The sequence below is a fragment of the Mycolicibacterium sp. XJ870 genome (assembly GCF_053483975.1).
Window position 1 is genome coordinate 1 of the sequence record NZ_JBEFTI010000010.1, and the last position, 26,845, is coordinate 26,845.

Genomic DNA, 26,845 nt, shown 5'->3' on the forward strand with positions numbered 1-26,845 from the left:
GCCATACCCTTACTCGATGGCCGTCAGTCGAACCCGCAAGTCACGGTATGCCCGCAGACGGAAGCGTCGGCTCGATAGCGTCATCAATGACCTCACCGACGCCGAGTGGGGAGTACTCCAAACTGCCTGGGGCGGTTGCGCATACTGCGGCATGACCACAGGCCCGTTCCAACGGGACTGTGTGATGGCGATATCGCGGGGCGGGCGCTACACGATCGACAACGTCGTGCCGGCATGCGCCTCGTGTAATGCGAGCAAATGCAACGACGAGGTCACCAGCTGGATGCGCCGAAAACGACTCGACGAGCGCAAGTTCCTGACGCGGTACGTGGAGATCCGGTCAGCACTGGCCGTCGAGGAGTAGCGCTCAGGCCCGACGAACGTGCGCAAAATGTTGCCCGCGAGCGGCGTGTCGCGGAGCAGACACGCACGCTCGCGCGGCAAAAGGACCCGCAAGGCAAAAGGGCTCGCGCGGCAAAAGGACAGTCAGGCAGGCGAGACACCGGCGGACAGCACGCGCACCGCGCTGATAAGTCCGTCGATCAGGTTGCCGTCCTTGAAGGATGCGGCGGCCGCCGAGACACCGAGCGGCGCGGCCTCCTCGATGCCGCGGCCCTTGACGTCGGCGCCGTAAACCACCTCGATCGCGTGCTGATCGGGCGAAACCGCCAGCAGCACCGCATTGTTGGGGGTCGGCACCTTGGCCAGGATCTCGCGGGCAGTAGCAGCGGTATCCGCGCCCAGCGGGCCGATGTACACGGCGAACCGGGCCTTGGCCGCCCGCGATCCGTACTTCATCGCGTTGTCGAGGACGACGAGATCCATCGTCGGGAACGGATAGTGAACCGACAGCTCACCGGGCTCGGTGACACCGGAGATCCGTCCGCTGGACGTCAGCGCATAGCCGTAGGGCAGCTCGAGTTCCGACGGCGAGACAGTCGCTACTTCACCACTTGCCACTTGCGCCCCCTCCGATGGTGACTCCATGTGAGCCGTGCCCGCCGTGCCCGTGATCCTGGGGCTCCTCGGCGGCCCACAGGATCGGCTCGTGGGTCCACGGCTCGGACATCTTGTACGTCTCCGGGTGCGGTCCCTTGCGCGTCAGATAAACCAACGCCAGGACCACGAACAACAACAGCGGAACCCCTCCGAGGAGGGAATGAGTAAGTGCTGTGCTCACGCGCAAACCGTATCAGCCGCGATGTCTGGGCGCGCCGAGAGTAAGGCCACTAAGCCGCGCCCTCTCCCAGATAGCGGACCCAGGCCGGGTCGAGCTCCTTGATCGATGACAGCAGCCGCCAGTGCTGGCCTTTCGGCGGCAGCGGGATCGAACGCAGCGTCCAGCCGAGTTCGGCCAACAATCGGTCGGCCTTGCGGTGGTTGCATGCCGCACATGCGGCGACGCAGTTCTCCCAGGAATGCTCGCCGCCCCGGCTCCGTGGCACCACGTGGTCGACGGTGTCGGCCCGGCCTCCGCAGTAGGCGCAGCGAAAGTGATCGCGGTGCATCAGCGCGGCGCGGGTCATCGGGACGCGGGCCCGGTACGGCACCCGCACAAAGCTGCGGAGCCGGATCACCGACGGCACCACGATGGTCCTGGTCGCGGAGTGGATGAGCGGTCCGGTCGGATCGTCGTGCACGACGTCGGCCTTGCCGCACATCAGCATGATCACCGCGCGCCGCAGCGGCAGAGCCGTCAACGGCTCGTACGTCGAGTTCAGCAGGAGCACCCGCCTGCGGCCCCACAGTGACCCGTCGTGACTGCTCGGGGTGAGGGTTTCGACGCTGTGCAATGGACGCGCGGCGGTATGAGCTGTCGGCCCGGTTGGGCCTGCCGCGGTCCCGTGATGACGGTGGCCGCGACTCTTCTGGCGCTGCGACATACGTCCTCCGAGCACACAGTTCACCATGGATCGGAGGCAATCGCACGACAATTCTGAGTGAGTCCACCGGACTGTCCGGTGAACAGCGCATGACGAATCTGTTAGACTGGCTAAGGCAGTTGCTCTTGGAAGGGCTTTACAACCGCGTCAGCGGGGACCCAGGCCCGGGCACTGTATCTGCAGGAGTGATCCCCCTTGGACACCCACTTATCCACCCATGAATACGCCCCCGGCCGGTTGATTGATGTCGTCATATCTGCGCCCGCAACCCGTCCGCTGCCCGCTATCATCTGGCTACACGGCGGAGGCTGGCGACTCGGGGACCGCACGGGCCGCCCGGATCTGACTGAACACTTCGCCACCCGTGGCTACGTGATGGCCAGCATCGACTATCGGCTGGCTCCGGCCACCCGCCACCCCGGGCAGCTCTTCGATGTGCGGGCCGCGGTGCGTTGGCTGCGCGAACATGCGCCAGAGCTCGGCCTGGACCCCGACCGCATCGGGTTGTGGGGTTCCTCGGCCGGCGGGCACCTGGCGGCGCTGGCCGCGGTGCGCTCAGGCGTCACGCAACTACCCGGTGAACCGGCCACGAAGACGAGCGCCGCGGTGCAGGCCGTCGTCGACGGCTACGGCCCCGCAGACCTGACATTGGCGCCCGCCCCGGACGGCTCGCCGGAGGCGGCGTTGGTCGGCGGCGCAGTCGGCGAGCGACTCGACATCGCGCGCGACGCCAGCCCGGCGCTGCACGTCGCGTCGGGGGCGCCGCCGATCCTGATCATGCATGGCAACGACGACACCTTGGTGCCAGCCGCGCACAGCGTGGCGCTGTACGACGCGCTGGCAGCGCACGGCAACGCCGCCGTGCTGTACCTGATCGACGGGTTCGGGCACGGCTTCTTCAACCCGGGCGATGTGCTGGAACTCGGCCCCGGTCAGGCTCTCGACCAGGGCCATCTGCAGCGCGACCCGCATGCCCCTGCCAGTACCCGGGCCACCACTCCGGAACTGCGCGGCTTCATCGAGCGCTACCCCACCGCCTCGTTCGACGCCGTCGAAGCCTTCTTCGCCCACACCCTGAAAGTCAGCTCATGACCACTTTCGACATCCCCGGTCTCGACGAGATCCACGAAACCGTGCCCCACCAGGACAGACTCCCCGGCAGGTCCGTGCCGTACTACATGGCCGCCGGCGAGGGTCAACGCTTCGAGCTGGGGAGCCAACTCCTCACGGTCATCGCCCGGCCCGAGGACACCGGCGGCCAGTTCAGCGCCGCATACGTCTACGGGGCCAGAGGAACCGAAACCCCGTTCATCGCCCACGACCGCGAACACCGTTTCCTGTACGTCACCGACGGGCACCTGCAGGTGTGGCTGCCCGACGAGACGCACCTACTGGTGCCGGGAGATTCCGTCACGATCCCGGCGGGCACCCCGTACGCCTATCGGATGCTGGCCCACCGCACCCGGTTCCTCAGTTGGCTGACCGGCGGCGACGGGCACCGATGGGCCCAGGCAGGCGGGCATGAAACCTCGTCGCACGTATATGCCGAGGTGTCGCCCACCGGGCAGTCCGAGCTCGCCGACCAGTTCGGGATCCGGGTCCTCGATCTGGAGAAGAAGGACCTGCCGCCCGTCACCGGCACAAACCTGCCCGCCGGCCGAACCCCGTATGTGCTGCGCGCCGGCGAAGGTGACCGCTGGGCCGGCGAGGACGAGCTCAACACCTACCTGGCCCGGCCGCGCAATACCGATGCCACCTACTTCGCACTGCACACCGTCGGCGCCAAGCGCCCGTACATCCCGCGCCATTTCCACCGCGAGCACACCGAGAACTTCTTCTGCCTTGAAGGCCGGATCTTGTTGCACGTCAACGGGCGTGAGCTGCTCCTGACCAAGGGCGACTTCGTGCACGCGCCGGCCGGGACGATCCACAGCTTCGCCTTCGACAGCCACAACACCCAGATGTTGGGTTTGCTGACCACCGGGGTGTTCGAGAAGTTCTTCGAATACATGAACACTCCGACCGATGCGCACATCCACGTCGAAGGCGCCGACGTGGGCTTCCCGGCCGAGGGATTCGCGCGAGCCCGGGCCGAGCTGGACCTCGAGGTCGTCGGGCCGCCCCCGGTGCGCGGCAGCTGATCGGGGACAATGGAGGCGTGACGGCTGCGCAGGGGTCTTTCTACGACGAAGTCGGTGGCCACGACACGTTCCACGCGATCGTGTCGCGGTTCTACCAGCTGGTGCGCGAGGACGAGATCCTGCATCCGCTGTATCCCGAGGGCGATTTCGAGGCCGCCGAAGTACGACTGCGGATGTTCCTCGAGCAGTACTGGGGCGGTCCGAGGACCTACTCGGACCAGCGCGGCCACCCGCGGCTGCGGATGCGACATGCCCCGTTCCGGATCGGCTTCCTGGAGCGCGACGCGTGGCTGCGGTGCATGCACATTGCCGTCGCGGAGATCGATTCGACGACGTTGGACGACGAACATCGCAAGGCGTTGCTGGGTTACCTGGAAATGGCTGCAGACTCGATGGTCAACTCGGCGTTCTGATGGCCGAGTGGTGGGCAGACGCGGTCTTCTACCAGGCCTACCCGCGCTCATTCGCCGACAGCGACGGCGACGGCGTCGGTGACCTGGACGGCGTGACCGCCCGACTCGACTATCTCGCCGAGCTCGGGGTCAACGCCGTGTGGCTCAACCCGGTGATGGTCTCGCCGATGGTCGACCACGGCTACGACGTGGCCGACCCACGCGATGTGGACCCGCTGTTCGGTGACCTCGATGCCCTGGATCGACTGGTCGACGCTGCGCATGCACGGGGCATCAGGATCACGATGGACCTGGTGCCCAACCACACCAGTTCCGCCCACCCGTGGTTTCTCGAAGCGCTCGCCAACCCCGACCGCCGAGACCGCTACATCTTCCGCGACGGCCGCGGACCCGACGGCGGCGCGCCACCAAACAACTGGGTCTCGGTGTTCGGCGGTCCGGCATGGACCCGGGTGACCGAGCCCGACGGCACGCCGGGCCAGTGGTACCTGCACCTGTTCGACGCCGCACAGCCCGACCTCAATTGGGAAAACCCCGAGGTCTTCGAAGATATGGAGAAGACGCTGCGGTTCTGGCTGGACCGCGGCGTTGACGGCTTCCGCATCGACGTCGCGCACGGTATGGCCAAGCCGCCCGATCTGCCGGACATGTCGGTGACCGACACCGCGCTGCTGCGCAACAGCGACGATGATCCGCGGTTCGACAACGACAGCGTGCACGACATCCACCGCTTCATCCGTACGGTGCTCGACGACTATCCCGGTGCCGTCGCGATCGGCGAGGTCTGGGTTCACGGCAACGAGCGCTTCGCCAGATACCTGCGGCCGGACGAGCTGCACCTGGGCTTCAACTTCCGTTTGGTGCAGGCCGATTTCGACGCCACCGAGATCCGCGACGCGATCGACAATGCGATGGCCGCTGCCGCGCTCGAGGGTGCGACGCCGACGTGGACGCTGTCCAATCACGATGTCGATCGTGAGGTCTCCCGCTACGGCGGCGGTGCGCTCGGGCTGGCGCGGGCCCGGGCTATGGCGCTGGTGATGCTGGCGCTGCCTGGCGCCGTGTTCATCTACAACGGCGCCGAACTCGGGCTTCCCAATGTGGATCTCCCCGACGAGGTGCTTCAAGATCCAGTGTGGGAGCGGTCTGGTCATACCGAGCGTGGGCGCGACGGCTGCCGAGTGCCGATGCCGTGGTCCGGGGCTGCACCGCCGTTCGGATTCTCGTCGAGCAGCAACACCTGGCTGCCGATGCCTGCGCAGTGGGCTTCGTTGACGGTGGAACATCAGCTCGACGACCCGTCCTCGACATTGGCGTTCTACCGTCGCGCTGTGCAATTGCGTTCCAGCCGTGCCGAATTCGACGGCGATGGCATCGAATGGCTGGGCGAGTTGGTGTTCCAGCGGTCGAGCGGGCTCCTCTGCGCACTCAACACCGGGCGCGACCCGATGCCGTTGCCGGCCGGTGAGATCCTGCTGGCCAGTGGGCAGCTCGTCGACGGCCTGCTGCCACCCGACACCGCAGTGTGGGTGGTCTAGCTTCTTCGCGAGCGCTAGAAAAGCGACAGATCGCCGCGGTGTCGGTACACCGAACCGAACCGCGCGTCGATCCGCAGCCAGGCAGCGTGCGCGCGCACCCGGATGATCTCCTCGGCACTGATCTCGTCACCTGACTGTGGCAGAAAACCCATTGCCGTCAAAGCGAATACACAGCGCATCGGGATACCGATCGTGAGGTCGCCGGCACTGACGGCGACCACCTCCTGATCCAACAGAGAGGCCGGCGGGCCATGCGCGCTGCTGTGCTCCTTGGCCAGCGCAGTCCCCTGTTGCGCCAGGTCCAGGATCACCCGCGCCGGCACATCGTCGAGATGGACGAAACCCGCGTCGGGCGGCAAGCCACCGCGCCACGCCGAATCCATCGGAAAGCCGGTGTCGATGTATCCGGGCTCGGGGTATCCACGGTCGGGCGCGGACAGTCCGGCCGCCAGTGCGTCGGCGCCGGCCGACAGATCGGCCGGCCGCACCCGGCCTGCCACCACCCGGCTGGCCAGCACGTCGAAACCGGTTGCCACCCAGGCCACCACGAGCCCGCCGGTATTGATCCCCCGGTCGCTACGCTCCTGCCCGCTGGTGCGCTCCCGCAACCGCACCACCGCGGCGTCGTCGAGTCGTAGCGCGCGTTCGACGAACGTCGCCAGATCGTCACGGTTGCCGGGATCCAACCACAGGCCGCGCTCGGGGCCGGTCATCGCAGGTAGCGCTCCAGGTATTCCCGCTGCGGGGTCGAAAGGCGTTGCAGACGTTGCTCTTCGATGTGCACGGCAGCCAGTTGTGTCTCGGCGATCACCGAGGGCTTCGAGTCAGGTGCGGCGCTCACCGAGCGCACTTCGTAGCCGACGGTGAAGTCCACCGCACGCACCCGTTTCGACCACATGGTCACCTGCAACGGCGAATCCATCAGCCGCAACTGGCCCTTGTAGAGGATGTTGACCTCGGCGATCAGCAGGCCGACGGTGGTGATCTCCTCACCGAAAGGCTCACGCAGAAAAGGGATCCGGGCCTCTTCCAGGATGGTCACCATGGTGGCGTGGTTGATGTGCTGGTACATGTCGATATCCGACCAGCGCACGTGCACCGGTGCTACAAATCCGTTGATCACCCAGTTGTTCCAGTTCCACTCGTTCTCGTCATGCTCCGGATCTGACGCGCCGCGACCGACAACGTCGCCAGATCCTCCTCACCATCTTGATATATCTCGGTCAGCGTGCGGCGGGCACGGGTCACCCGGGAACTGTTGGTCAGCTCCCACTCGGCGATCTTCTCCTCACCGGTCTCCTCCGGTTCGCCGACTGCGAGCACATCGAAGCACAGGGCACGCAGCGAACCGTAGATATCGTCGCGAATAGCCAACCGCGCCAACGAATGCCACCTGTCGTCGCGGCTCAGCCGCGATACCGCGGTGAGCAGCCCGTCGGCGCTGAGGTGATCCATGAGCGCAAAGTAGGTGTCGGCGACCTCAACCGGTTCCCGGTCGACGATGTCTGCGATGTCGATGACGTCGAGCAGGCTGTACTGATAGAGCCCGGTCGCCACGGTGTAGGCCAGGTCTTCGGGGACGCCCTGTGAGGCGAACTCCCCCGCTTCCTTGGCGACAATGGCTTTGTCGTCACCACGCAGCCATTCCGACATCCGCGGCGTCAGCGTCGCCACGTTGGCGCCGAACCGGTTGATCTCGGCACCCACTGCCAGCGGCTGGGGACGGTAATTGAGGAGCCACCGGCCGGCGCGGTCGACCAGGCGGCGCAGATCAAGGGTCATCCGGTCGGTAACCGCCACCGATACCCCATCGTTACCGGCGGCGCGGATCCGCCGCCACACATCGCCGATTCCGAAGATGGCGTTGACGGCGACGTAGCTGCGCACCGCGTCGACGGGACCGACGCCCACATCTTCAGTGATGCGGTAGGCGTAGCTGATCCCGCTGGTATCGACGAGATCGTTGACCAGCATGGTGGTGACGATCTCCCGCCGCAGCTGGTGCGACCGGATCTCGCTGCGGAACTCCTCGCGCAACTTGGCCGGGAAGTACAGCGGAAGCCGGGAGGCGAACGCCTCCTGGTCGGGCAGGTCGCTGGCCAGCACGTCGTCCTTGAGCACCAGCTTCACATGCGCCATCAGGGTGGCGAGTTCCGGTGAGGTCAGGCCGATGCCGGTATCGGTACGGCGGCGGATCTCCTTGACGGAGGGAAGCGCCTCCAATTCGCGGTTGAGCCCGCGGTTGGCCACGAATTCCTTGATCATGCGGGCGTGCACCGAGAGCATGCCTGCGGAGTTGGCCCGGCTGGTGCCCATCAGGTCGTTCTGGTCTTTGTTGTCGGACAGCACCAACTGCCCGACCTCGTCGGTCATCGACAACAGCAACTCGGTGCGTTCCTCCGGGGTGACCTTGCCCGCGGTGACCAATGAGTCGATGAGGATCTTGATGTTGACCTCATGGTCGGAGCAGTCGACGCCTGCGGAGTTGTCCAGCGCATCGGTGTTGATCCGGCCCCCGGCGAGATCGAACTCTATGCGGCCCAGTGATGTCACGCCGAGGTTGCCGCCCTCCCCGATCACCTTGGCCCGCACCTGATTTCCACATACCCGGATCGGGTCGTTGGCGCGGTCACCGACATCGGTGTCGGCTTCGGTCTCCGCTTTGACGTAGGTACCGATGCCGCCGTTCCACAGCAGATCCACCGGTGCCTTGAGGATCGATTTCATCAGCGCCGGCGGCGTCATCTCCTCGACCCCGGCTTCGATGCCGAGGGCGACACGGACCTGCCTGCTGATCGGAATCGACTTCTGCTGGCGACTGTAAACCCCGCCGCCCTCGCTGATGAGCTCCCGGTCGTAGTCCTCCCAGCTGGACCGGGGCAGCTCGAACAACCGCTCACGTTCCACCCACGAGGTGGCGGCGTCCGGATTGGGGTCCAGGAAGATGTGACGGTGGTCGAACGCGGCGACCAATCGGATGTGCTTGGACAGCAACATGCCGTTGCCGAACACGTCGCCGCTCATATCGCCGATCCCGACCACGGTGAAGTCTTCGCTCTGGGTGTCCATCCCCATCTCACGGAAGTGGCGTTTCACCGACTCCCACGCGCCCTTGGCGGTGATGCCCATCTCTTTGTGGTCGTAGCCGATGGAACCACCGGATGCGAACGCGTCGCCGAGCCAGAAGCCGTACGACTTGGCGACCTCGTTGGCGATGTCGGAGAACGTGGCGGTGCCCTTGTCCGCCGCCACCACCAGATAGGCGTCCTCGCCGTCACGGCGCACCACATCGTCCGGGGTGACGACGGCGCCGGTTGCCTTGTCGACGTTATCGGTGACGTCGAGCAGCCCCGAGATGAACAGTTGGTAGCACGCAATACCTTCGGCGCGGGTGGCTTCCCGGTCGACGGTGGGGTCGCCGGTAGCCACCGGGGGCTGTTTGACGACGAATCCGCCCTTGGCCCCGACTGGCACGATGACGGCGTTCTTGACGGCCTGGGCCTTGACCAGGCCCAGGATCTCGGTGCGGAAGTCCTCGCGGCGGTCCGACCAGCGCAGCCCGCCGCGCGCGACGAACCCGAACCGCAGGTGTACGCCTTCCACTCGCGGCGAGTAGACGAAGATCTCGAACTTCGGCCGCGGCAAGGGCAATTCGTTGATCAGGCCGGGGTTGAGCTTGAGCGCCAAAACGTTGCGCTGACGAGCCGAATCCGGCTTCCGCACGAAGTAATTGGTGCGCAGCGTGGCCTGGATCAGCGTCGCGAATGCCCGCAGCACGCGGTCGGTGTCCAAGCTGACCAGCGCGTCGATGTCGGCCGCCACAGCTGCGGCCGCGCCCTGCGCGTCCCGGGTTCCGTCACCGTCGACCGCCGGGTCGAAGAGCGCTTCGAACAGCTCCACGAGCGACCGCGAGGTATGCGGGTTCTCGTTGAGCACCGACTCGATGTGTGACTGGCTGTACGGGAAACCCGCCTGCCGCAGGTACTTCGCGTAGGTGCGCAGGATCACCACCTGCTGCCAGGTCAATCCGGCGCGCATTACCAGTTCGTTGAACCGGTCGATCTCGGTCCGGCCGTGCCAGATCGCGGTCACCGCGTCGGCGAAGCGTTGCGCGGTGGCCTCCTGGTCGGCGGCGTCGGTCGCTTCGGGGATGCTGCGGTGCGGCGAGATCTTGAATTGGTAGATCCAGACCGGCAATCCGTCCGCCCGCGTCACCGTGAACGGCCGTTCCTCGAGCACCACCACACCCATGGACTGCAGCATCGGCAGCAGTTCACTCAGCGACGCCGACTGCCCGCCCAGGTACCACGTGAGCTGGGCGATGCGGTCCTCGCCGCCTTCGGTGAACACCAGCTTCACCGAATTGTCCTGCAACGCTTCGATGATCGCGACATCAGCGATGGCGTTCGCCGGCGCCACCGCCTGCTTGTAGTCTTCGGGGAACGCACGCGCATAGTGCTCGACGGCGGCCGGGTTGAGCGCAGCCGCCGCCGCCGCACTGGTCATCCGGTCACCCCAGTTGCGAGTGGCCTCGGTCAGCAGATTCTGGATCCGGGCTTCGTTCTCGGTGGAGGTGTCCACACTGTGCGAACGTGCCGCATCCGGCAGACGCACCGTGAAATGCACTACTGCCCAAGGTGATTCACTCACACGGGCCGAGTAGTCGATGCTGTCACCACCGAGTTCGCGGACCAGAATGTGCTGCATCTCCAGCCGCACCGCGGTGGTGTAGCGGTCACGCGGCAGATACACGAGGCACGACACGAAATGCGCTAGCTGATCGGCGCGCAAGAACAACAGGGTGCGGCGCCGTGACCCCAGGTCGACGACGGCCAGCGCCATCTCCAGTAGCTCCTTGGAGCTCAGCGCGAACAGCTCGGGCCGGGGAATCGTCTGGATGATGTCGCGCAGCAGCTGACCGGGATGACTGGGATCGCGGTGCGCCATCGCCAGCGCCTCCTCGACCCGCCGGGAGACCAACGGAATCTCCAGTGCGTTCGCGTTCATCGCGGCGACGGTGAACAACCCCACAAAACGATGCTCTATCGCGGTGACGTCACGCCGTTCGCCGGCGCTCTCGCGCACCACAACGATGTACGGGTAGGCCCCGTAGCGCAGATAGCTCGGCATGGTCGCCTGAGCCAGCACCAAGATGTCGTCGCCATTGGTCAGCGGAGGTAATGCATCGCGACGCAAGCGCAGCACTCCCAGCCGGCTGGCCGGGTCGACCGACGCCTCACCATCGCTGACCACGCACTGCTGGTAGCCCAGGAGCACGAAGTGTCCGTCGGAAAGCCAGCGCAGCAATGCCGCTACATCTTTGCGCTCGGCGTGCGGGAAATGACCCTTGACGTCGGTGGCGAGGTCGTTGGCCAGGGCGTGCAGGGCTGCGGCCATCGCGCCGGCGTCCAGCCCGATCTGGCGTGCCTCGGCGAGGATGCCGGGGAGTAACCGCGTCGCCTCGGTCAGCGTGGCCCCGTCGGCCGCCCCGGTGACCGGGACGAGAATCCAGCACTCGTCGACGCCCTCGCTCGCTGTCGTCTCCGCCGCAGGCCGAATGTCCAGCAGCTCCCCGTCGGCGCCTCGGCGCACCCGGAACACCGGGTTCATGATGGCGGTGTACGCAACGCCGTGCCGGTGCAGCAGGACCGTCACCGAATCGACCAGCATCGGAGCCTGATCGGTGACGATCTGCAACGCGGGACCGGTCTCGCCGTCACCCGGATACACGGCGACCTTGGTTTCCCCCGGTGCACGCCGACTGCCGAGCCGATAATGGGCGGCCACCGTGCTGTCGGAGGCAAGCCGCTCCGGAGCGCCGAGGGCCATCGGCCCGGTAGTCGCCACTCCCGGCGCGTCGGCCTGCGGACCCCGGTAGGTGGACAGGAAGGCGACAGCGAGCCGCTGGATCACTGCCGACGCCGGGTTGTTGCCGTCCCCGTCGCTTTTCTCCTGTCCCGGAACGGGTCCCGGATACGCCGCCATACGGATCACTCCTGACTCACGCCGTCGCACCGGCACTGGTACGTAACCGCGACCTTAGTCGTCCCCCGAGTCGCTCGGGGCTCCCGTCAGTCCCGAGTCAGTCTCCGGTGGGTGACACGGTGCGGACGCGCCGCCTCGGCCCCCATCCGCGCGATCTTGTTCTCCTCGTAGGCACCGAAGTTGCCCTCGAACCAGAACCACTTGGCTTCGTTGTCGTCGTCGCCTTCCCAGGCCAGGATGTGCGTGCAGGTGCGGTCCAGGAACCACCGGTCGTGGCTGATCACCACCGCGCAGCCGGGGAAGCTGTCCAGCGCGTTCTCCAGCGAGCCGAGGGTCTCCACGTCGAGGTCGTTGGTCGGCTCGTCGAGCAGGATGAGGTTGCCGCCCTCCTTGAGCGTCAACGCGAGGTTGAGCCGGTTGCGTTCACCGCCCGAGAGCACACCCGCGGGCTTCTGCTGATCCGGGCCCTTGAACCCGAACGCCGACACGTAGGCCCGCGACGGAATCTCGTTATGGCCGACCTCGATGTAGTCCAACCCATCGGAGACCACCTGCCACACCGTCTTCTTGGGATCGATGCCCGCGCGGCTCTGGTCGACGTAGGAGAGCTTCACCGTGTCACCGACCCGGACCGTGCCGCTGTCGGGCTGTTCGAGACCGACGATGGTCTTGAACAGCGTGGTCTTGCCGACGCCGTTGGGTCCGATGACGCCGACGATGCCGTTGCGCGGCAGGGTGAACGACAGATCCTTGATGAGCTGGCGGCCCTCGAAGCCCTTGTCGAGGTGCTCGACCTCGACGACCACGCTGCCCAGCCGCGGCGGGGCCGGGATCTGGATCTCCTCGAAGTCGAGCTTGCGCGTCTTGTCGGCCTCGGCAGCCATCTCCTCGTACCGCTGCAGACGGGCCTTGTTCTTGGCCTGCCGGGCCTTGGCGCCCGAACGCACCCAGGCCAGCTCGTCCTTGAGCCGCTTCTGCAGCTTCTGATCCTTCTTGCCCTGGACCTCCAGGCGCTCGGCCTTCTTCTCCAGGTAGGTGGAGTAGTTGCCCTCGTAGGGGTAGGCCCGGCCGCGGTCGAGTTCCAGGATCCACTCGGCGACGTTGTCCAGGAAGTACCGGTCGTGGGTGACCGCCAGGATCGCACCCTTGTAGGCGGCCAGGTGCTGTTCGAGCCAGAGCACGCTCTCGGCGTCGAGGTGGTTGGTCGGCTCGTCGAGCAGCAGCAGGTCCGGCTTGGACAGCAGCAGCTTGCACAGGGCGACGCGGCGACGTTCACCACCGGAGAGATGGGTGACCGGCTCATCCGGCGGCGGGCAACGCAGCGCGTCCATCGCCTGCTCGAGCTGGCTGTCGATGTCCCAGGCATCGGCGGCGTCGAGCTCCTCCTGGAGCTTGCCCATCTCCTCCATGAGCTCGTCGGTGTAGTCGGTGGCCATCAGCTCGGCGACCTCGTTGTACCGGTTGAGCTTGCCCTTGATCGGCACGCCGTCCTCGACGTTCTCCCTGACGGTCTTGGTCTCGTCGAGCGGAGGCTCCTGCTGCAGGATGCCGACAGTGGCGCCGGGCGCCAGGATCGCATCACCGTTGTTGGCGTGGTCCAGACCGGCCATGATCCGCAAGACGCTCGACTTACCGGCGCCGTTCGGGCCGACGACGCCGATTTTCGCGCCGGGAAGGAAGTTCAGGCTGACGTCGTCAAGGATCACCTTGTCGCCGTGCGCCTTGCGGACGTTCCGCATGGTGTAAATGAATTCGGCCATGCCGTGATGTGCCCTTCTGAAGCTATTGCAGTCGTCTCACGAGGGCTCGCTCGGACGTGGCGGCAAGCCCTACTTGCTCGCCGCCCATCCTAAGCCCGGCCGAATGCGGCTAAGCCGACAGTGGCAATGCGCCCTCCTCGGCCTCGATGTCTACCTCCATATTCCCGTCGTGGCCCTCGCCGTCGGGTTCGGGTTCGGGCAGCGGGTTGGCGTTCGGCTTCGGCAGCGGAGCGACCTTGGCGGTGCAGCGCGACAGGTCGGGCCCGACCGCAGTGGCCCGCACCTCCACCGATGACCGGCGCACGCCTTCCTTGTCCTCGTACTCGCTGGTGTACAGATGCCCGACCACAACGACGGCGTCGCCCTTCATGAGGGAGGCGCTGGCGCCGGTGGCCAGGTTGCCCCAGCAGTTGACCGTGACATACAGCGAGTTGCCGGGCTCCCACGTGCCCTGCGGGGTGCGCCGACGTGAATTGCTGGCCACGCGGAACTTGTAAAGCTCCTGGTCGCCGAAGCGCAGCCGGACCGGATTGGTGATGATGTTGCCGACCACGGTGAACGGTGTCTCGAACATTTTCTGATTCCCCTTCGCTTTCGCTGGTTGCGACGGCACCCGAGAATTCCGGGCCCGTCCTACCCGCTCATTGACCGCCGGGACCCCGACATCGACGGTCCACCGAGCGCAGAAAACCGGAGAGGCTGTGGATGAAGTGCAGGTTGGGGATAACTAGCGCTGCTGATCCCGGCGGGCCAGCTCGGCCAGCATGTTGTTGTAGGCGGCCAGATCCGCGTCGTCGTCACGGTCGGCGGCCCGGTCGAGCCGTTTGGCGGTGCGCTGATCACTGCGCCGCCACTGGATCAGCAACGCCAGCATCACGATGACGAGCGGGACTTCGCCTGCAGCCCAGGCGATTCCACCACCAAGGCGTTGATCGCCGATCAGGTCGGTGTGCCAACTCAGCTGCAGCGAGCGGTAGAAGGACTCGCCGAGCACGTTCTGCGTGCCCATCAGCACCACCCCGAAGAACGCATGCAGCGGAAGCGAGGCGAACACCATGGCGATCTTGCCGATGTGCGGGATCGGACGGGGAGTCGGATCGATCCCGATGACCACCCAGTAGAACAGGTAGCCCGACAGCAGGAAGTGCACGTTCATCAGCACGTGCGCGGCGTGATTGCTGACAGCGGCGTCGAAGAGTCCGCCGAAGTACAGCCCGTAGAACCCGGCCACGAACAGCACCGTCGCGACCACCGGATGGGTGAGGAACTGCGACACCCGGGAGTGCAGCGCGGCCAGCAACCATTCCCGCGGCCCGGGCGCCCCGTCGCGCCCTGCGGTCGGCAACGCGCGCAGCGCCAACGTCACCGGGCCGCCCAGCACCAGCAGAACCGGCACCAGCATCGACAGCAGCATGTGGGCGATCATGTGCATGCTGAACATCGCCGGCATGTATCTGCCGAGGCCCGAGGACGTGGTGAACAGCAGTGCTGCGCAGCCCAGCAGCCAGGCCACCGTCCGCCCCACCGGCCAGGTGTCACCACGGTGCCGCAACCGGTACACCGCCGCCAGGTACACCAGTGCTGCGACGATGGCGGCGGTGCCGAACAACAGATCGAAGCGCCAGTCGAACAGCACCCGCGCGACGGTGGGCGGTCCGGAGAAGTCGTAGCCGATCGCAACCTCGGTCGGGCTGGGCTCGGTGCGCTCGGGCGGCGGCGGCGTCCGCCCCAACCCGACGGCGATGCCGAACGTCGCGCCGAACAGCGCAGCCTCGGCGAGGGCCAGCTTGATCAACGGACGGCGCGCGGCGGGATCGGCCGCCAGCGCGGCCACGCCGCTGCGACGCTGCCGCCAGCCCAGGAAGCCGAGCAGCGCGAGGGCGACGATCTTGGCGATCACCAGCCAGCCGTACGACGTCCGGAACAGATCCGGCACGTGGATACGCACCAGCGCGTTGAGGACGCCGCTGACGCCCATCGCGACGAAGCACCACAGCGCCAGCGCAGAGAATCGGCGGGCCGCCACGTGACCGTGCTGCCCGCCCCGGATGGCGTGCGCGAGCAGGGCCAACAGGCCACCGGCCCACAGCGCTGCCGCCATCAGATGGATGAACAGGCTGTTGGTGGCCAGGTCGTGGGCGCCGCCCGCCGACGAATGCCCGGTGAGCGCCAGGGGAACCAGGGTGATCATGGAACCGGCCAGCAACACCGGGGTCCAGCCCCAGCGCAACACCGGCAGGCTGGCGATGGTCACGGCTGCGGCCAGGATCGCCGTCCATCGCCAGGCCCCGGCGGTTTCCACGAGGCTGGTGGCCGACCACACGTCGACCGGGCCGAGATGATCCACAAACGGTTGCCCGGAGACGTCTGAGATGGTCAGCGGAACCAGCAGCGCGGCGCACACCGTCCATACCGCGGACGCCGCGGAGCCCACCCGCAAAGCGCGGTAGCCCGCCACGTCGAGCACGCCGTTGGTCTGTGGCGGGACCAGAAAAGCCGCGAACAGGAACGCTCCGACCGCCACCACGGCCGCGATCTCGCCGGCCGCCCGCACGAACGGCAGACCGTAGGTGGTGACCGGTCCCGGGTTGGGCAGGCCGGTGGCGGTCAACGCGTCGGCCAGCGACAGCGCACCGATCCCGGCCGCGACCACTCCGGCCAGCACTCCGACACCGACCAGCACTGGCCACACCGCGCTGCTGCGCACGTCGGAGGCCAGCCGGCCGGGAGAAGTCATGATCTCAGCGTATGGCGTGTCGGAGCCCACACCGTGAGCGCTACGCGGATTCGCCGCGCGCCCGGCGCCGCGCCAGTTCCCTGACGGCGAACTGCTCACGCGCGATCTGCTCAACCTTGTCCATATCGGCGAGGATGCCGCGCAACTCGTCGCGGAAGACAGTGCGGCGCGACGTCAGATCCGGACCGGGTTCCAGGAGATTCTGATCCGCTGCCACCTGTCGTGCGGTGGCGAACAGCAGTGCCGATACCGACTCATTGCTGTGCACGCGATCCTGCGCGATGTACTGCCTTCCCACACCCAAGGCCAGCTTCGTCAAATCCTTCTCGGAGATCTCGGTGGGCGCGTCGCGTAGTACGTCGGCCACGATCGCGTATGCCTCGAAAAAAGGCCTCAACATCGCGCCCGCGATCAGCGGGCGTTTGGTGCGCAGCAGTTCGTAGCTCTCCTCGCCACCGGCCGTGACATACGACTCCCAGTCTCCGGTGCTCTGCCCTCCTCCCGTGCGGGCCAACCAGGACATCTCTTCGATGACGTTGTTACGGAACGCCGCCGAATCGGCGAAGTAGAAGTCGAATTTGAGCAGGTCACGCAGGCGCATCACCTGGTCGAAGAACGCTTGCCGCCGATCGCCTTCGGCGTGCGCAGCATGGGCGAGCGCGAGCTCGACGATCGAGGTCTCCAGGAATGCATGGATCAGTGAGTTGCGGTAGAAGGCGGCTTCGAGTTCGCACTCCGCGGTGATGCGCCACACCGGCTCCCGCCCGCTGTCCACCATCGTCACCGGGTGACCGTGCGACAACGCGTCGACCGCCGAGCGCACCCCATCGGGCGTCCGCAGCCGCAGCGCGCTGTTTGTCATCGGGGTGTTCTTGCGCTCCAGGTAATCCAGGGAGTCCTGCAGGGTGTGGTGCAGCTGGTCCAGGGTCAGTGCGACTCCGCGGGTGGCGAGCAGCAGCGCCGAAACCAACCCCGTCGCGTTGACGGGGGTGACCCGCAGAATCCGCCAGGCCACCTCGAACGCCATCTTCTGCATGGCCAGGCGCTTGGCCGCCGCGTCCTGCGCCATCTGGCCGTGCGGCTCGCCGAGGTATTGCCGCATCGAAACCGCTTCGGGGAAGCGAACATAGATCTTGCCGTAGTTGCGTTCGCCTTGCGCCTTGATGAAGCTGTAGAGCCAGCTCAGGCCTTCGGGTGTTTTCTCCCCGCCGCGGGCATAGGCCGCATACTCGGCGGTCTCGTGCAATTGGTCGAAGCTGATCGACACCGGCTGCAGCAGGATGTCCTCGCTGCGGCCGTCCAGATAGGCGTCGGCGACGTAGGCGAGCAATCCGAGCTTGGGCGGCAACATCTTTCCCGTGCGTGACCGGGTGCCCTCGATGGACCAGTTCAGGTTGAACCGCTTCTCCACGATGTAGCCGACGTACTGCCGCAACACGTACTTGTACAACGGATCGTCGAGCTTGCGGCGGATGAAGATGACCCCGGAATGCCGAAACAACGGACCCATCAAGCCGAACGACAGGTTGATCCCGGCGAAGGTGTGCACCGGCGGCAGCCGGTTCTCCTGCATGGCCACCGGGACGATCACGCCGTCGAGGTAGGACCGATGGGAGAACAACAGCACGGCCGGATGTTGTTCCAGGGCATGGCGCATGGACTCGATCTCGGATCGGGCATAGTCGATGCGCGGGTCGAATCCCCGGCTGAATATCGACCGTCCCAGCGTGGGGATCAAATCGACGGAGAACCGGCTCCACCCGGTGGCGAGCTCGTCGAGCATCTCACCGGCCTTTTCCACCGTCGCACCGGGGATCTCCTCCAGCCCTTTCCGGAACTTGGTCGACGCCAGCATTTCCGGCTTGACCAGCCGCGGCGACTTGTATTCCGGGCCGAGCAGCCGCAACTCCACCCGTTCGATCGCCAGCGCCGCCCTACGCAGCACGAAATGGGCGAACTCCCTGGGGTTTTCGGCGAGAGTGTTCTCGCTCCACTGCTTGTGCAGTTCGGACACCTTGGCCGGTTCGCCGGCCACCACCCGTGCGCGAGACGGATCCTTGCGCAGGATGCGCCGCTGCAGGATCTCCGGTGGCCGGTAGGTGTCGCGGCCCGACATCAGCGCCACGACTTTCAACCGGGTGGGCAGACCGGCCGGCACCCAGAACACTCGCACCGGAACGACAAGCCTGTCCTCCTCGGCCTCGAGTTCCTCGACCAACTGAGCCAGCACACCCGGCGCCGGCTCGTCGGCAGCCGGGAGTTGCAGCACCTCGATCTTGGAATCGGGGTGATCACGCCGGTGCGCCTTCAGCCAGTCGTTGAGCAATTCGAGTTCGGCCGGTGAAGAAACCGACGCCAGGATCAGCGCGTCGTCCGAGGTGGTGAAGCTGGCGAAATACTCGGCGGGAGCGGTCACGGCCGACCCTTGGCGGTCCGACCGGTGCCTGTCTTCGGTTTGGCCGCAGTGGTTTTCGCAGGCGCCTTCTTGGCAGCTTTCGCAGGCGCCTTCTTGGCGGCCTTCCGAGCGGGAGACTTCTTCGCCGCCGTGGGTTGTGAATAGATGTCGAACTGCGGCAGCTCGTCGTGCGGCCATGATTTCAACGTGTCGAAGTAGATCTGGCGGACCGCGGCGATGCGCTCGGGCAGATCTTCGACAGTCCAGTCGTCCACCGCAATCGGTGGATACACCGCGACATCCACGGTCCCCGGATTGAAGGTGCTGGAGTCTCGCGCCGCGATCACCTCGGCATTGCGTATCACGATGGGCACGATCGGGATACCCGCCGCCATCGCGATGCGGAACGGGCCCTTCTTGAACGAACCCACCGCGGTGGTGTCCAGGCGGGTGCCTTCGGGGGCGATGAGAATCGAGAGACCTTTGCGGGCCAGATCTTCCACCTTCTGGAGACCCTCAACGGCCTTCTTGGGGTCGTCGCGATCGATGAAGGCCGCGTCCATCACCCGCCCGATCGTGCCGACGATCGGGTCGTTGGCCAATTCCTTCTTACCCACACTGGTGAAGTTGTCGCGCACCAGTGACGCCGCGATGATCGGATCAGCCTGGTTGCGGTGGTTGAAGATGAACACCGCGGGCCGCTGGGCAGTCAGGTTCTCCTCGCCCAGCACATTGAGATTCACACCGGTGGCCGTCAAGAGTGCGCGGCTCCAGGTGGCGGTGAAGAAGTTGACCCCGCGGCGCCGGTTGCGGTTGAGCAGACCCCAACCCAGGGCGCCGGCCGCGACCGGCATCATGGACGCCACGCCCGCCACGGTCCGCAACTGGGAGATCGGACTGCTGCCGCTGCGGCTGGTGAACTTCAACACCGGCCAGCCACGTTTGGCCGCCACCGCCGCCAATTTGCCTGCCGGGTTGGTCGGCCGCGGGTTGCCCACCAGATACATCAGGGCGACGTCCTCGTCACCGTCGGCGTAGAAGTAGCTCTTCGTCAGGTCGATGCCGTTGGCCATCGAAAACCCCTGCACCGCACGAGCTTTGCCGGGCCCCCAGAGGATCGGCGTCGTCACCTCACCGGTGATCAAGCCGTCGTCGTCGGTCATGAACTTGTTGCTGAGCACATGGTCGATGCCCAGAAACCGCGCCACGGGCTCCACTTGCAACGTCAACGCCGACGAGCTGAGCACCACGGTGTGTCCGCGGTCCTGGTGTGCCCGCACCATCGCCCGCATCTCGGGGTACATGCGGGACTGCACGTGCTGGACGAACAGCCGCTCTCCCAGTTCGTCGAGGTCGCTGAGCGAATTGCCGCGCAGCATCCGCGCGCCCTTGCCGATGAGGTCCTCGAACTCCGATCGGCCCAACTGGTGGTTGAGCCCCGCCTGCACCATCCCGATGAACTCGCCGACCCCCATTTGGCGACGCCGCAGGCGGTCCCGCGTCATGAGCACGCCGGTGAAGCCGGCCACCAGCGTGCCGTCCAGATCGAAGAACGCGCCGATCTCGGGCCCCTCCGGGCTGGCCTCGATCTCGGCAAGCGTCCCCGGCAGCCGCATCTGCTTCTGATTTGCCGGTCGAGCTGAAGTCACTGTGCGACACTCCCATTCGTCGCGTCGGAATCGAACGAGGCTGGGACACAGCAGGCGTCCCCGCCCAGTGCGAGCACCTCGTCGAAGCCGTCCTGTAGGCACCGCGCGAACAGCGGTACGTCGGTGATGGCAGCGCGGTCGTAGCGGGCGGTGACGGTGATGTAGCCCGACCGCGAGACCAGCACGACCATCATCGCGACGCCGGGCAGTGGACCGATCCCGTAGTGCCTCAAGATCTTCGCTCCGGCGATATAGGTGTCACCGGCGTACACCGGCACATTGCTGGCCTGCACATCGGAGTTCACCACCGATCCGGCCATCGACTCCAGGAAGGTGTCGGGCAGCAGGCTGATCACCGGCGCGATCGCGCCGACCACATCGATCGCCCGCTCTTCTCGTTTGCTTGTCATCTGCGCCCTGACCGCCTTGATGCGCGTCTCGGGATCGCTGATACCGATCGGCGCCGCGAGATTCACCCCGGCGAACCGGTTTCCGCCCGACGGATCGTCCTGGGATCGCAGATTCACCGGAACCGCCATCGGCAGTGCCTGGATCGGAATGCCCATCGCGTCGTGGTAGCGCCGCAGCGCGCCGCACAGCCCCGCCAGGTAGGCGTCGTTGATGGAGCCGCCTGCGGCTTTCGCCGCACGGTGCAGATCACCGAACGGAATGTCGATCGCCTCGGTGCGCGTGGACAGGCTGCGTCGCCGCAGTAGCGGCGACGGATCAGCGGCCGGGCCCATAACCCGCGCCCCCGACATCGCGTAATCCACCACTCCACTGACCGCCGACACCGGGTCCCGCACCACTCGCGTGGCGACCCGCGCCGCGCCGCCGAGCGCGCCGAACACACCGCCCACGATGGAGCCCGGAAGTCGGTTGATGCCTTGGCGCATCAGGTCATTGGGCGAGAGGTCCTGTGGGATCGGCAGCGGGGCTGTCGCAGTGGGTTCCGGATCGCGCTCCAAGTCGTAGATGCTCGCGAACATTTCGACACTGCCCACGCCGTCGGTCACCGCGTGACTCAGGTGCAGCATCGTGGCGGCGCGCCCGCCTGCCAGTCCTTCGACGAGCGTCGCGCTCCACAGCGGCCGCGAGATGTCCATCGGCGACTGCATCGCCACCTCGGCGAGGTCGAGGAGTTCCCGAACGGTGCCCGGCTCGGGAACGCGCATCCGTCGAACGTGGTAGTCCAAGTTGAAATCCGGGTCGACGACCCAACGCGGCGCCGCCGTAGGCAACGTCGGCATCACCACCTTCTGGCGCAGCCGAAGGACCTTGCGCGAAGCGTTGTCCATCCGGGTGCGGAACCGCTCCCAATCCGGGGTGGTATCGAGGATCTCGACGCCCATGATGCCCGACCGGGTGCGCGGGTTGGCCTCCCCACGATGCAACAACTGGTCTACGGCACTCAGCTCCTCGGGCAGTCCCGCCGCGTCGACCTCCGACACTTCGCTCATAGCGTGGTCCCTCTCCCCTCCCGGCCTGCCGCGTGCAACATCCACGCTAGTCCGCGACCAGTAGCCACGGGTGAGCTTTGCCGGGTGTCACAGGTGCGGGGGCGAGAGGGCCCCACGATAGACTCGTCCGGCACTGCCCCCGTAGCTCAGCGGATAGAGCAACCGCCTTCTAAGCGGTCGGTCGCAGGTTCGATCCCTGCCGGGGGCGCTACAACGCCGATACTCCTGGAGTCTTGGCGCTGCAGGCATATCGGCTCCGCCCAGCGGGTACTCACGCGCTGAAAACCAACGCGGTGGAGCGTGATCAGCGATGCGAGTGGTGGTCGTCGGCGCAACCGGCAACGTGGGCAGCAGCGTGGTCGAAGTCCTGGCGGCTGATGACCACGTGGATTCGATCGTGGGGATTGCGCGACGCAAGCCACGATGGCAACCGCCCAAGACGAGATGGGTCGAAGCGGACGTCTCGTGCGACGAGCTGGAACCTCACTTCCGAGGCGCCGACGCCGTCGTACACCTGGCGTGGATCTTCCAGCCCACCCACGACGAACTCGCAACGTGGCGCAACAACGTGCTCGGAAGCATCCGGGTATTCGATGCCGTCGCGAACGCGGGGGTCCGGGCGTTGGTGTACGCCTCGTCGGTAGGGGCCTATTCCCCCGGACCGCAAGACCGCGGCGTCGACGAGTCGTGGCCCACCCACGCCCTTCCCACCGCGGCCTACGGTCGCGAGAAGTCCTATCTAGAGCGGGTACTGGATCACTTCGAACAAGTTCACCCGGACTTGCGGGTGGTCCGGATGCGGCCCGCGTTCATCTTCAAGCGGGAGTCGGCAGCCGAACAGCGCCGTCTGTTCGCCGGCCCGCTCCTGCCCAACAAGTTGGTTCGCCCGGAGCTGCTGCCGATCATTCCCGACCTACCGGGCTTGCGGTTGCAGGCACTGCATTCAATGGACGCAGCCGACGCGTACCGCCTGGCGGTCCAGCGCCCCGTGCATGGCGCGTTCAACCTCGCCGCCGAACCTGTCCTTGATGCGGACACCCTCGGCCAACTGCTGGGTGCCCGCTCGATGAGGGTGCCGTTGCGGCCGATCCGCGCCGCGGTAGCCGCGGCTTGGAATCTTCACCTGGTGCCCGCCAGCCCGACGCTTGTCGATCTGGCGCTGAGCCTGCCGATCATGGACACCACGCGGGCCACCGAGGAGCTCGGCTGGACACCGACACATACCGCACTCGACGCGATACGCGAGTTCCTCGACGGGCTGCGGGACGGCAGCGGGATGGACACACCCCCACTCGACCCGGCTGCCGGCGGAAGATTCCGCATAAAGGAGCTGGTGACAGGCGTCGGTCAGCGAGCCCGCTAGCCGCACCGACTGCGGTCGAGGGTCAACAAAATTCCCGGTGAGACCCAAGTGTGAGGAAGATCAAACTTCCTTTTTGGAACGTACTCGATCCATTATTGAACTGCTAAGTTCTCCCGAGCGGTGCGGGTCGGAAGGGGTTTCGGCTGGGGTGCGCCGGTCGGAAGGCGGTGGCCCGTGGCTGGGCTGTTTCGGGTACTCGGACGATTCTGGATTCCATTGGTGTTGGTTGCCGTACTCGCCATCAGCGGGTTTGCGATGAACCGCATGCACGGGGTCTTCGGTACGCACATCAAGACCGACCCTGGGCAGGCCGCCGGCGACGACATCGTGGAGTTCAACCCCAAGCGCGTGGTCTACGAGATCGACGGCCCCAGCGCAACCAGCGGCCACGTCAGCTACCTGGATGCCGACGCCCAACCGCATACCGAGAGTTTCGACTCGCTGCCATGGCGGCACGAGGTCGTCACCACCCTGCCGACGGTGTTCGCCAACGTGGTGGCACAAGGAGACAGCGACGTGATCACCTGCCGGATCGTCGTCAACGGAGAAGTCAGAGACGACCAAACGGTGACCCAGCACCACGCCCAGGCCTTCTGCTTGGAGAAGGCAGCGTGAGCGGCCGGCGAGGAGCCGAAGGCGGATCGCGCATCGGCAGCGGCCAGGCGGGATCGCATTCCGGGCCGGCCCGCGTCATCCGCGTCGCCGCGATCCCGATCATCCTGGCGTGGGTTGTGCTCGTCGTCGCCCTCAACGCTCTCGTCCCGCAACTCGAGGTCGTCGGCCACGAGAACTCGGTGTCGTTGTCCCCACAGGACGCACCGGCGCTGGTGGCGATGAAGAAGATCGGCGAGCGCTTCGATCAATTCGATTCCGACACCATCGCGATGGTCGTGTTGGAAGGCGACCAACCGCTCGGCGACGAAGCCCACCACTACTACGACGATCTGGTCCGCACGCTCGAGGCCGACACCGAACACGTTCAGCACGTACAGAACTACTGGGGTGACCTGATCACTGCGGCGGGGTCGCAGAGCACCGACGGCAAGGCCGCCTACGTTCAGGTCAATCTCGCGGGCAACCAGGGTGAGACGCTGGCCAACGAGTCGGTTGCCGCGGTCCGCAAGATCATCGAAGACTCCGACCCGCCGGCAGGCGTGAAAGCCTATGTGACAGGCCAGGGTCCGCTCACCACGGACATGAACGAGGCCGGCGACAAGAGCATGATCACCATCACGTTCGTCACGATCGCCGTGATCGCCGTGATGCTGCTGGTGGTGTACCGGTCGATCGGCACCACGCTGCTGATGCTGATCGTCGTGCTGCTGGAGATGTCGGCGGCCCGTGGTGTTGTGGCGGCTATCGGCCACGCTCATCTGCTGGGCCTGTCAACGTTCGCCGTCAGCCTGTTGACCTCGTTGGCGATTGCCGCCGGAACCGACTACGCGATCTTCCTCGTCGGCCGCTACCAGGAAGCCCGGCAGAAGGGTCAGGACCGAGACGACGCCTACTACACTGCATTTCGCGGAGTGGGGCACGTCATCCTCGGCTCCGGCCTCACCGTCGCGGGGGCCATGTTGTGCCTGCACTTCACCAGGTTGAACTATTTCAGTTCCATGGGCATCCCGAGTGCCATCGGCATGCTCGTTGTGGTGATTGCCTCGCTCACGCTGGCGCCGGCAGTCCTGGTGGTGGGCAGCCGCTTCGGCATGTTCGACGCCAAGCGCGAGATCCGGTCCAGAGGCTGGCGCAAGGTCGGCACCTCGGTGGTGCGCTGGCCGGGGCCCATCCTGGCCGCAGCGATCGCCATCGCGCTCGTCGGACTGCTGGCACTGCCCGGCTACAAGACCTCCTACAACGAGCGGGAATACATTCCCCAGGATTTGCCATCCAACGTCGGATATGCCGCCGCCGAAAGACATTTCACCGCGGCACGGATGAATCCGGACCTGTTGATGGTCGACGCGGGCCGAGACCTGCGCAACCCCGCGGACATGATCGTGCTGGACAAGATCGCCAGGGAATTGATCCGTGTTCCGGGCATCTCGCGCGTACAGAGCATCACCCGTCCGCTGGGCCGCCCCATCGCCCACAGCTCGGTGCCGTTCCAGGTGAGCATGCAGTCGGTGTCCATGACCGAGAACCTGCAATTCCTCCGCGAGCGCATGGGCGACATGCTCACCATGACCGACGATCTGGGCCGGATGGTCACGATCATGGAAAACATGCTGGACCTGATGAATCGAATGACCGACATCACCCACGACCTCACCGCTTCCATGACGGAGATGGAAGCCAACACCACCGAAATGCGCGACCACATCGCGGATTTCGATGACTTCATGCGGCCGATGCGCAACTACTTCTACTGGGAACCGCACTGCTTCGACATCCCGGCCTGCCACGCCATGCGTTCGGTGTTCGACGGACTCGACGGCATCAACGACATGAGTGACAGCATCACCAAGTCGATGAAGAACATGACCGAGATGGATCAGCTGATGCCACAACTGGTGGCACAACTGCCGCCGATGATCGCCATCTCGAAGAGCATGCAGTCCACCATGCAGACGATGTACAGCACGTTCAACGGGATGGTCGATCAGATCGGCCAGATGACCGACACCGCATCGGTCATGGGCCAGGCGTTCGACGACGCCCGCAACGACGACTCGTTCTATCTACCGCCCGAGGCGTTCGACAATCCAGACTTCAAACGCGGGCTGGAACTGATGGTCTCGCCGGACGGTCAGGCCGCCCAGTTCATCATCACCCACGACGTCGATCCGGCGACCACCGAAGGCATTTCGCATGTGGACCCGTTACTGCAGGCCGCCCGGGAGTCCATCAAGACGACCCCGCTGGCCGACGCCAAGATCTACCTCGGGGGTACCGCGGCCACCTATAAGGACATCCAGGTGGGTGCACAGTGGGATCTGCTGATCTCCGCTCTCGGCGCCATCACGTTGATCTTCATGGTGATGCTGTTGATCACCCGTGCCTTGATCGCGTCATTCGTCATCGTGGGAACCGTGATCCTCTCCCTCGCCGCATCATTCGGCCTTTCGGTACTGGTCTGGCAGTACCTGCTCGGTATGGACCTGCACTGGATGACGTTGGCGTTCTCGGTCATCGTGCTGCTGGCCGTCGGATCGGACTACAACCTTCTGGTGGTGTCCAGGATGAAGGAGGAGATCGGCGCGGGCATCAACACGGGCATCATCAGAGCCATGGGCGCGACAGGCGGCGTGGTCACCGCCGCCGGCCTGGTGTTCGCCTTCACGATGGCGTCGATGGCCACCAGCGATCTCATTGCAATCGGGCAGGGCGGCACGACCATCGGCCTTGGCCTGTTGTTCGACACCCTCGTCGTGCGGTCGCTGATGACGCCCACTATCGCCGCGATCCTGGGTCGCTGGTTCTGGTGGCCGCTACGGGTGCGCCAGCGCCCGGCGCGTTTCCGACGCGACGACACCACCCCGATACCTGTGGTGAGCCCGTCATGAGGCATCGCGTCGATATCA

Annotated in this window: 20 protein-coding genes and 1 tRNA gene; 9 read left to right on the forward strand and 12 right to left on the reverse strand. The window is 65.9% G+C overall.

The window, feature by feature from the left end:
* The first annotated feature begins 16 nt into the window (after positions 1–16).
* Entirely contained in the window at positions 17–364 is a 348-nt protein-coding gene (locus tag ABQF30_RS25980; RefSeq protein ID WP_448469255.1) for an HNH endonuclease, read from the forward strand.
* A gap of 122 nt (positions 365–486) precedes the next feature.
* Here ABQF30_RS25980 and ABQF30_RS25985 read toward each other — a convergent pair whose 3' ends face one another.
* From ABQF30_RS25985 to ABQF30_RS25995, 3 genes are read right to left on the reverse strand one after another with little or no spacing between them, the layout of a single operon-like run.
* Positions 487–960, reverse strand: a complete 474-nt coding sequence (locus ABQF30_RS25985; protein WP_448469257.1) for a DUF5130 domain-containing protein — start codon at positions 958–960, stop codon at positions 487–489.
* Positions 947–1,180, reverse strand: coding sequence for an aa3-type cytochrome oxidase subunit CtaJ (gene ctaJ / locus ABQF30_RS25990; RefSeq protein ID WP_448469259.1), 234 nt, complete (start codon positions 1,178–1,180; stop codon positions 947–949). The genes ABQF30_RS25985 and ctaJ overlap by 14 nt, the downstream gene beginning before the upstream one ends.
* 49 nt (positions 1,181–1,229) lie before the next feature.
* Positions 1,230–1,883 (reverse strand): HNH endonuclease, encoded by a 654-nt coding sequence (locus ABQF30_RS25995; RefSeq protein WP_448469261.1) that lies wholly within the window; start codon positions 1,881–1,883, stop codon positions 1,230–1,232.
* A gap of 195 nt (positions 1,884–2,078) precedes the next feature.
* Here ABQF30_RS25995 and ABQF30_RS26000 point away from each other — a divergent pair, with 195 nt between their 5' ends.
* Genes ABQF30_RS26000 through ABQF30_RS26015 form a run of 4 tightly spaced genes read left to right on the forward strand, consistent with a single transcriptional unit; the run spans position 2,079 to position 5,975 of the window.
* Entirely contained in the window at positions 2,079–2,975 is an 897-nt protein-coding gene (locus tag ABQF30_RS26000) for an alpha/beta hydrolase fold domain-containing protein (RefSeq protein WP_448469263.1), read from the forward strand.
* Positions 2,972–4,024, forward strand: coding sequence for a quercetin 2,3-dioxygenase (locus ABQF30_RS26005; RefSeq protein WP_448469265.1), 1,053 nt, complete (start codon positions 2,972–2,974; stop codon positions 4,022–4,024). Before ABQF30_RS26000 ends, ABQF30_RS26005 begins: the two co-directional genes overlap by 4 nt.
* A 17-nt stretch (positions 4,025–4,041) precedes the next feature.
* Entirely contained in the window at positions 4,042–4,437 is a 396-nt protein-coding gene (locus tag ABQF30_RS26010; protein ID WP_448469267.1) for a globin, read from the forward strand.
* Positions 4,437–5,975, forward strand: coding sequence for a glycoside hydrolase family 13 protein (locus ABQF30_RS26015; RefSeq protein WP_448469269.1), 1,539 nt, complete (start codon positions 4,437–4,439; stop codon positions 5,973–5,975). Before ABQF30_RS26010 ends, ABQF30_RS26015 begins: the two co-directional genes overlap by 1 nt.
* A 14-nt stretch (positions 5,976–5,989) precedes the next feature.
* Here ABQF30_RS26015 and ABQF30_RS26020 read toward each other — a convergent pair whose 3' ends face one another.
* The 9 genes from ABQF30_RS26020 to ABQF30_RS26060 form a co-directional block, all read right to left on the reverse strand.
* Positions 5,990–6,688 carry a DUF8185 domain-containing protein gene (locus tag ABQF30_RS26020; RefSeq protein ID WP_448469271.1) on the reverse strand — a complete coding sequence of 233 codons (699 nt, stop codon included), beginning with the start codon at positions 6,686–6,688 and terminating at the stop codon, positions 5,990–5,992.
* Positions 6,685–7,047, reverse strand: a complete 363-nt coding sequence (locus tag ABQF30_RS26025; protein WP_448469676.1) for an acyl-CoA thioesterase — start codon at positions 7,045–7,047, stop codon at positions 6,685–6,687. The genes ABQF30_RS26020 and ABQF30_RS26025 overlap by 4 nt, the downstream gene beginning before the upstream one ends.
* A 47-nt stretch (positions 7,048–7,094) precedes the next feature.
* Positions 7,095–11,888, reverse strand: coding sequence for an NAD-glutamate dehydrogenase (locus tag ABQF30_RS26030; protein ID WP_448469678.1), 4,794 nt, complete (start codon positions 11,886–11,888; stop codon positions 7,095–7,097).
* 158 nt (positions 11,889–12,046) lie between these two features.
* The gene (gene ettA, locus ABQF30_RS26035) at positions 12,047–13,720 is read right to left on the reverse strand and encodes an energy-dependent translational throttle protein EttA (RefSeq protein ID WP_448469273.1); all 1,674 of its coding nucleotides are present in this window, start codon (positions 13,718–13,720) and stop codon (positions 12,047–12,049) included.
* A gap of 109 nt (positions 13,721–13,829) precedes the next feature.
* Complete coding sequence (locus ABQF30_RS26040) at positions 13,830–14,294, reverse strand: single-stranded DNA-binding protein (RefSeq protein ID WP_448469275.1); 465 nt, start codon at positions 14,292–14,294, stop codon at positions 13,830–13,832.
* A gap of 153 nt (positions 14,295–14,447) precedes the next feature.
* The gene (locus ABQF30_RS26045; RefSeq protein ID WP_448469277.1) at positions 14,448–16,457 is read right to left on the reverse strand and encodes a bifunctional copper resistance protein CopD/cytochrome c oxidase assembly protein; all 2,010 of its coding nucleotides are present in this window, start codon (positions 16,455–16,457) and stop codon (positions 14,448–14,450) included.
* Between the two features lie 40 nt (positions 16,458–16,497).
* Entirely contained in the window at positions 16,498–18,873 is a 2,376-nt protein-coding gene (locus tag ABQF30_RS26050; RefSeq protein WP_448469279.1) for a glycerol-3-phosphate 1-O-acyltransferase, read from the reverse strand.
* Positions 18,870–20,468 (reverse strand): HAD-IB family hydrolase, encoded by a 1,599-nt coding sequence (locus ABQF30_RS26055; protein ID WP_448469680.1) that lies wholly within the window; start codon positions 20,466–20,468, stop codon positions 18,870–18,872. Before ABQF30_RS26055 ends, ABQF30_RS26050 begins: the two co-directional genes overlap by 4 nt.
* A 29-nt stretch (positions 20,469–20,497) precedes the next feature.
* Positions 20,498–21,961: a wax ester/triacylglycerol synthase family O-acyltransferase gene (locus ABQF30_RS26060; protein ID WP_448469281.1), complete on the reverse strand. Its 1,464-nt coding sequence runs from the start codon at positions 21,959–21,961 to the stop codon at positions 20,498–20,500.
* A gap of 135 nt (positions 21,962–22,096) precedes the next feature.
* On the opposite strand from ABQF30_RS26060, the gene ABQF30_RS26065 reads away from it, so the two are divergent.
* The 4 genes from ABQF30_RS26065 to ABQF30_RS26080 all read left to right on the forward strand — a co-directional run bounded on the left by ABQF30_RS26065 (position 22,097) and on the right by ABQF30_RS26080 (position 26,827).
* A tRNA-Arg gene (locus ABQF30_RS26065) sits at positions 22,097–22,169 on the forward strand.
* Positions 22,170–22,271: 102 nt separating this feature from the next.
* Positions 22,272–23,324 carry an NAD-dependent epimerase/dehydratase family protein gene (locus ABQF30_RS26070; RefSeq protein ID WP_448469283.1) on the forward strand — a complete coding sequence of 351 codons (1,053 nt, stop codon included), beginning with the start codon at positions 22,272–22,274 and terminating at the stop codon, positions 23,322–23,324.
* A gap of 174 nt (positions 23,325–23,498) precedes the next feature.
* A complete protein-coding gene (locus ABQF30_RS26075) occupies positions 23,499–23,939 on the forward strand; it encodes an MmpS family transport accessory protein (RefSeq protein WP_448469285.1) in 441 nt (146 codons plus the stop codon).
* A 32-nt stretch (positions 23,940–23,971) separates the two neighbouring features.
* Entirely contained in the window at positions 23,972–26,827 is a 2,856-nt protein-coding gene (locus tag ABQF30_RS26080) for an MMPL/RND family transporter (RefSeq protein ID WP_448469682.1), read from the forward strand.
* Positions 26,828–26,845: the final 18 nt, after the last annotated feature.

What these genes read in the sequence shown, in the direction of transcription:
- ABQF30_RS26055 (WP_448469680.1), bottom strand. Translation starts at nt 20,468, where the DNA reads ATGCGGCTGCCGGGGACGCTTGCCGAGATCGAGGCCAGCCCGGAGGGG.
- ABQF30_RS26020 (WP_448469271.1), bottom strand. Translation starts at nt 6,688, where the DNA reads ATGACCGGCCCCGAGCGCGGCCTGTGGTTGGATCCCGGCAACCGTGAC.
- ABQF30_RS26005 (WP_448469265.1), top strand. Translation starts at nt 2,972, where the DNA reads ATGACCACTTTCGACATCCCCGGTCTCGACGAGATCCACGAAACCGTG.
- ABQF30_RS26045 (WP_448469277.1), bottom strand. Translation starts at nt 16,457, where the DNA reads ATGACTTCTCCCGGCCGGCTGGCCTCCGACGTGCGCAGCAGCGCGGTG.
- ABQF30_RS26025 (WP_448469676.1), bottom strand. Translation starts at nt 7,047, where the DNA reads ATGTACCAGCACATCAACCACGCCACCATGGTGACCATCCTGGAAGAG.
- ABQF30_RS26015 (WP_448469269.1), top strand. Translation starts at nt 4,437, where the DNA reads ATGGCCGAGTGGTGGGCAGACGCGGTCTTCTACCAGGCCTACCCGCGC.
- ABQF30_RS26060 (WP_448469281.1), bottom strand. Translation starts at nt 21,961, where the DNA reads ATGAGCGAAGTGTCGGAGGTCGACGCGGCGGGACTGCCCGAGGAGCTG.
- ABQF30_RS26040 (WP_448469275.1), bottom strand. Translation starts at nt 14,294, where the DNA reads ATGTTCGAGACACCGTTCACCGTGGTCGGCAACATCATCACCAATCCG.
- ettA (WP_448469273.1), bottom strand. Translation starts at nt 13,720, where the DNA reads ATGGCCGAATTCATTTACACCATGCGGAACGTCCGCAAGGCGCACGGC.
- ABQF30_RS25995 (WP_448469261.1), bottom strand. Translation starts at nt 1,883, where the DNA reads ATGTCGCAGCGCCAGAAGAGTCGCGGCCACCGTCATCACGGGACCGCG.
- ABQF30_RS25980 (WP_448469255.1), top strand. Translation starts at nt 17, where the DNA reads ATGGCCGTCAGTCGAACCCGCAAGTCACGGTATGCCCGCAGACGGAAG.
- ABQF30_RS26070 (WP_448469283.1), top strand. Translation starts at nt 22,272, where the DNA reads ATGCGAGTGGTGGTCGTCGGCGCAACCGGCAACGTGGGCAGCAGCGTG.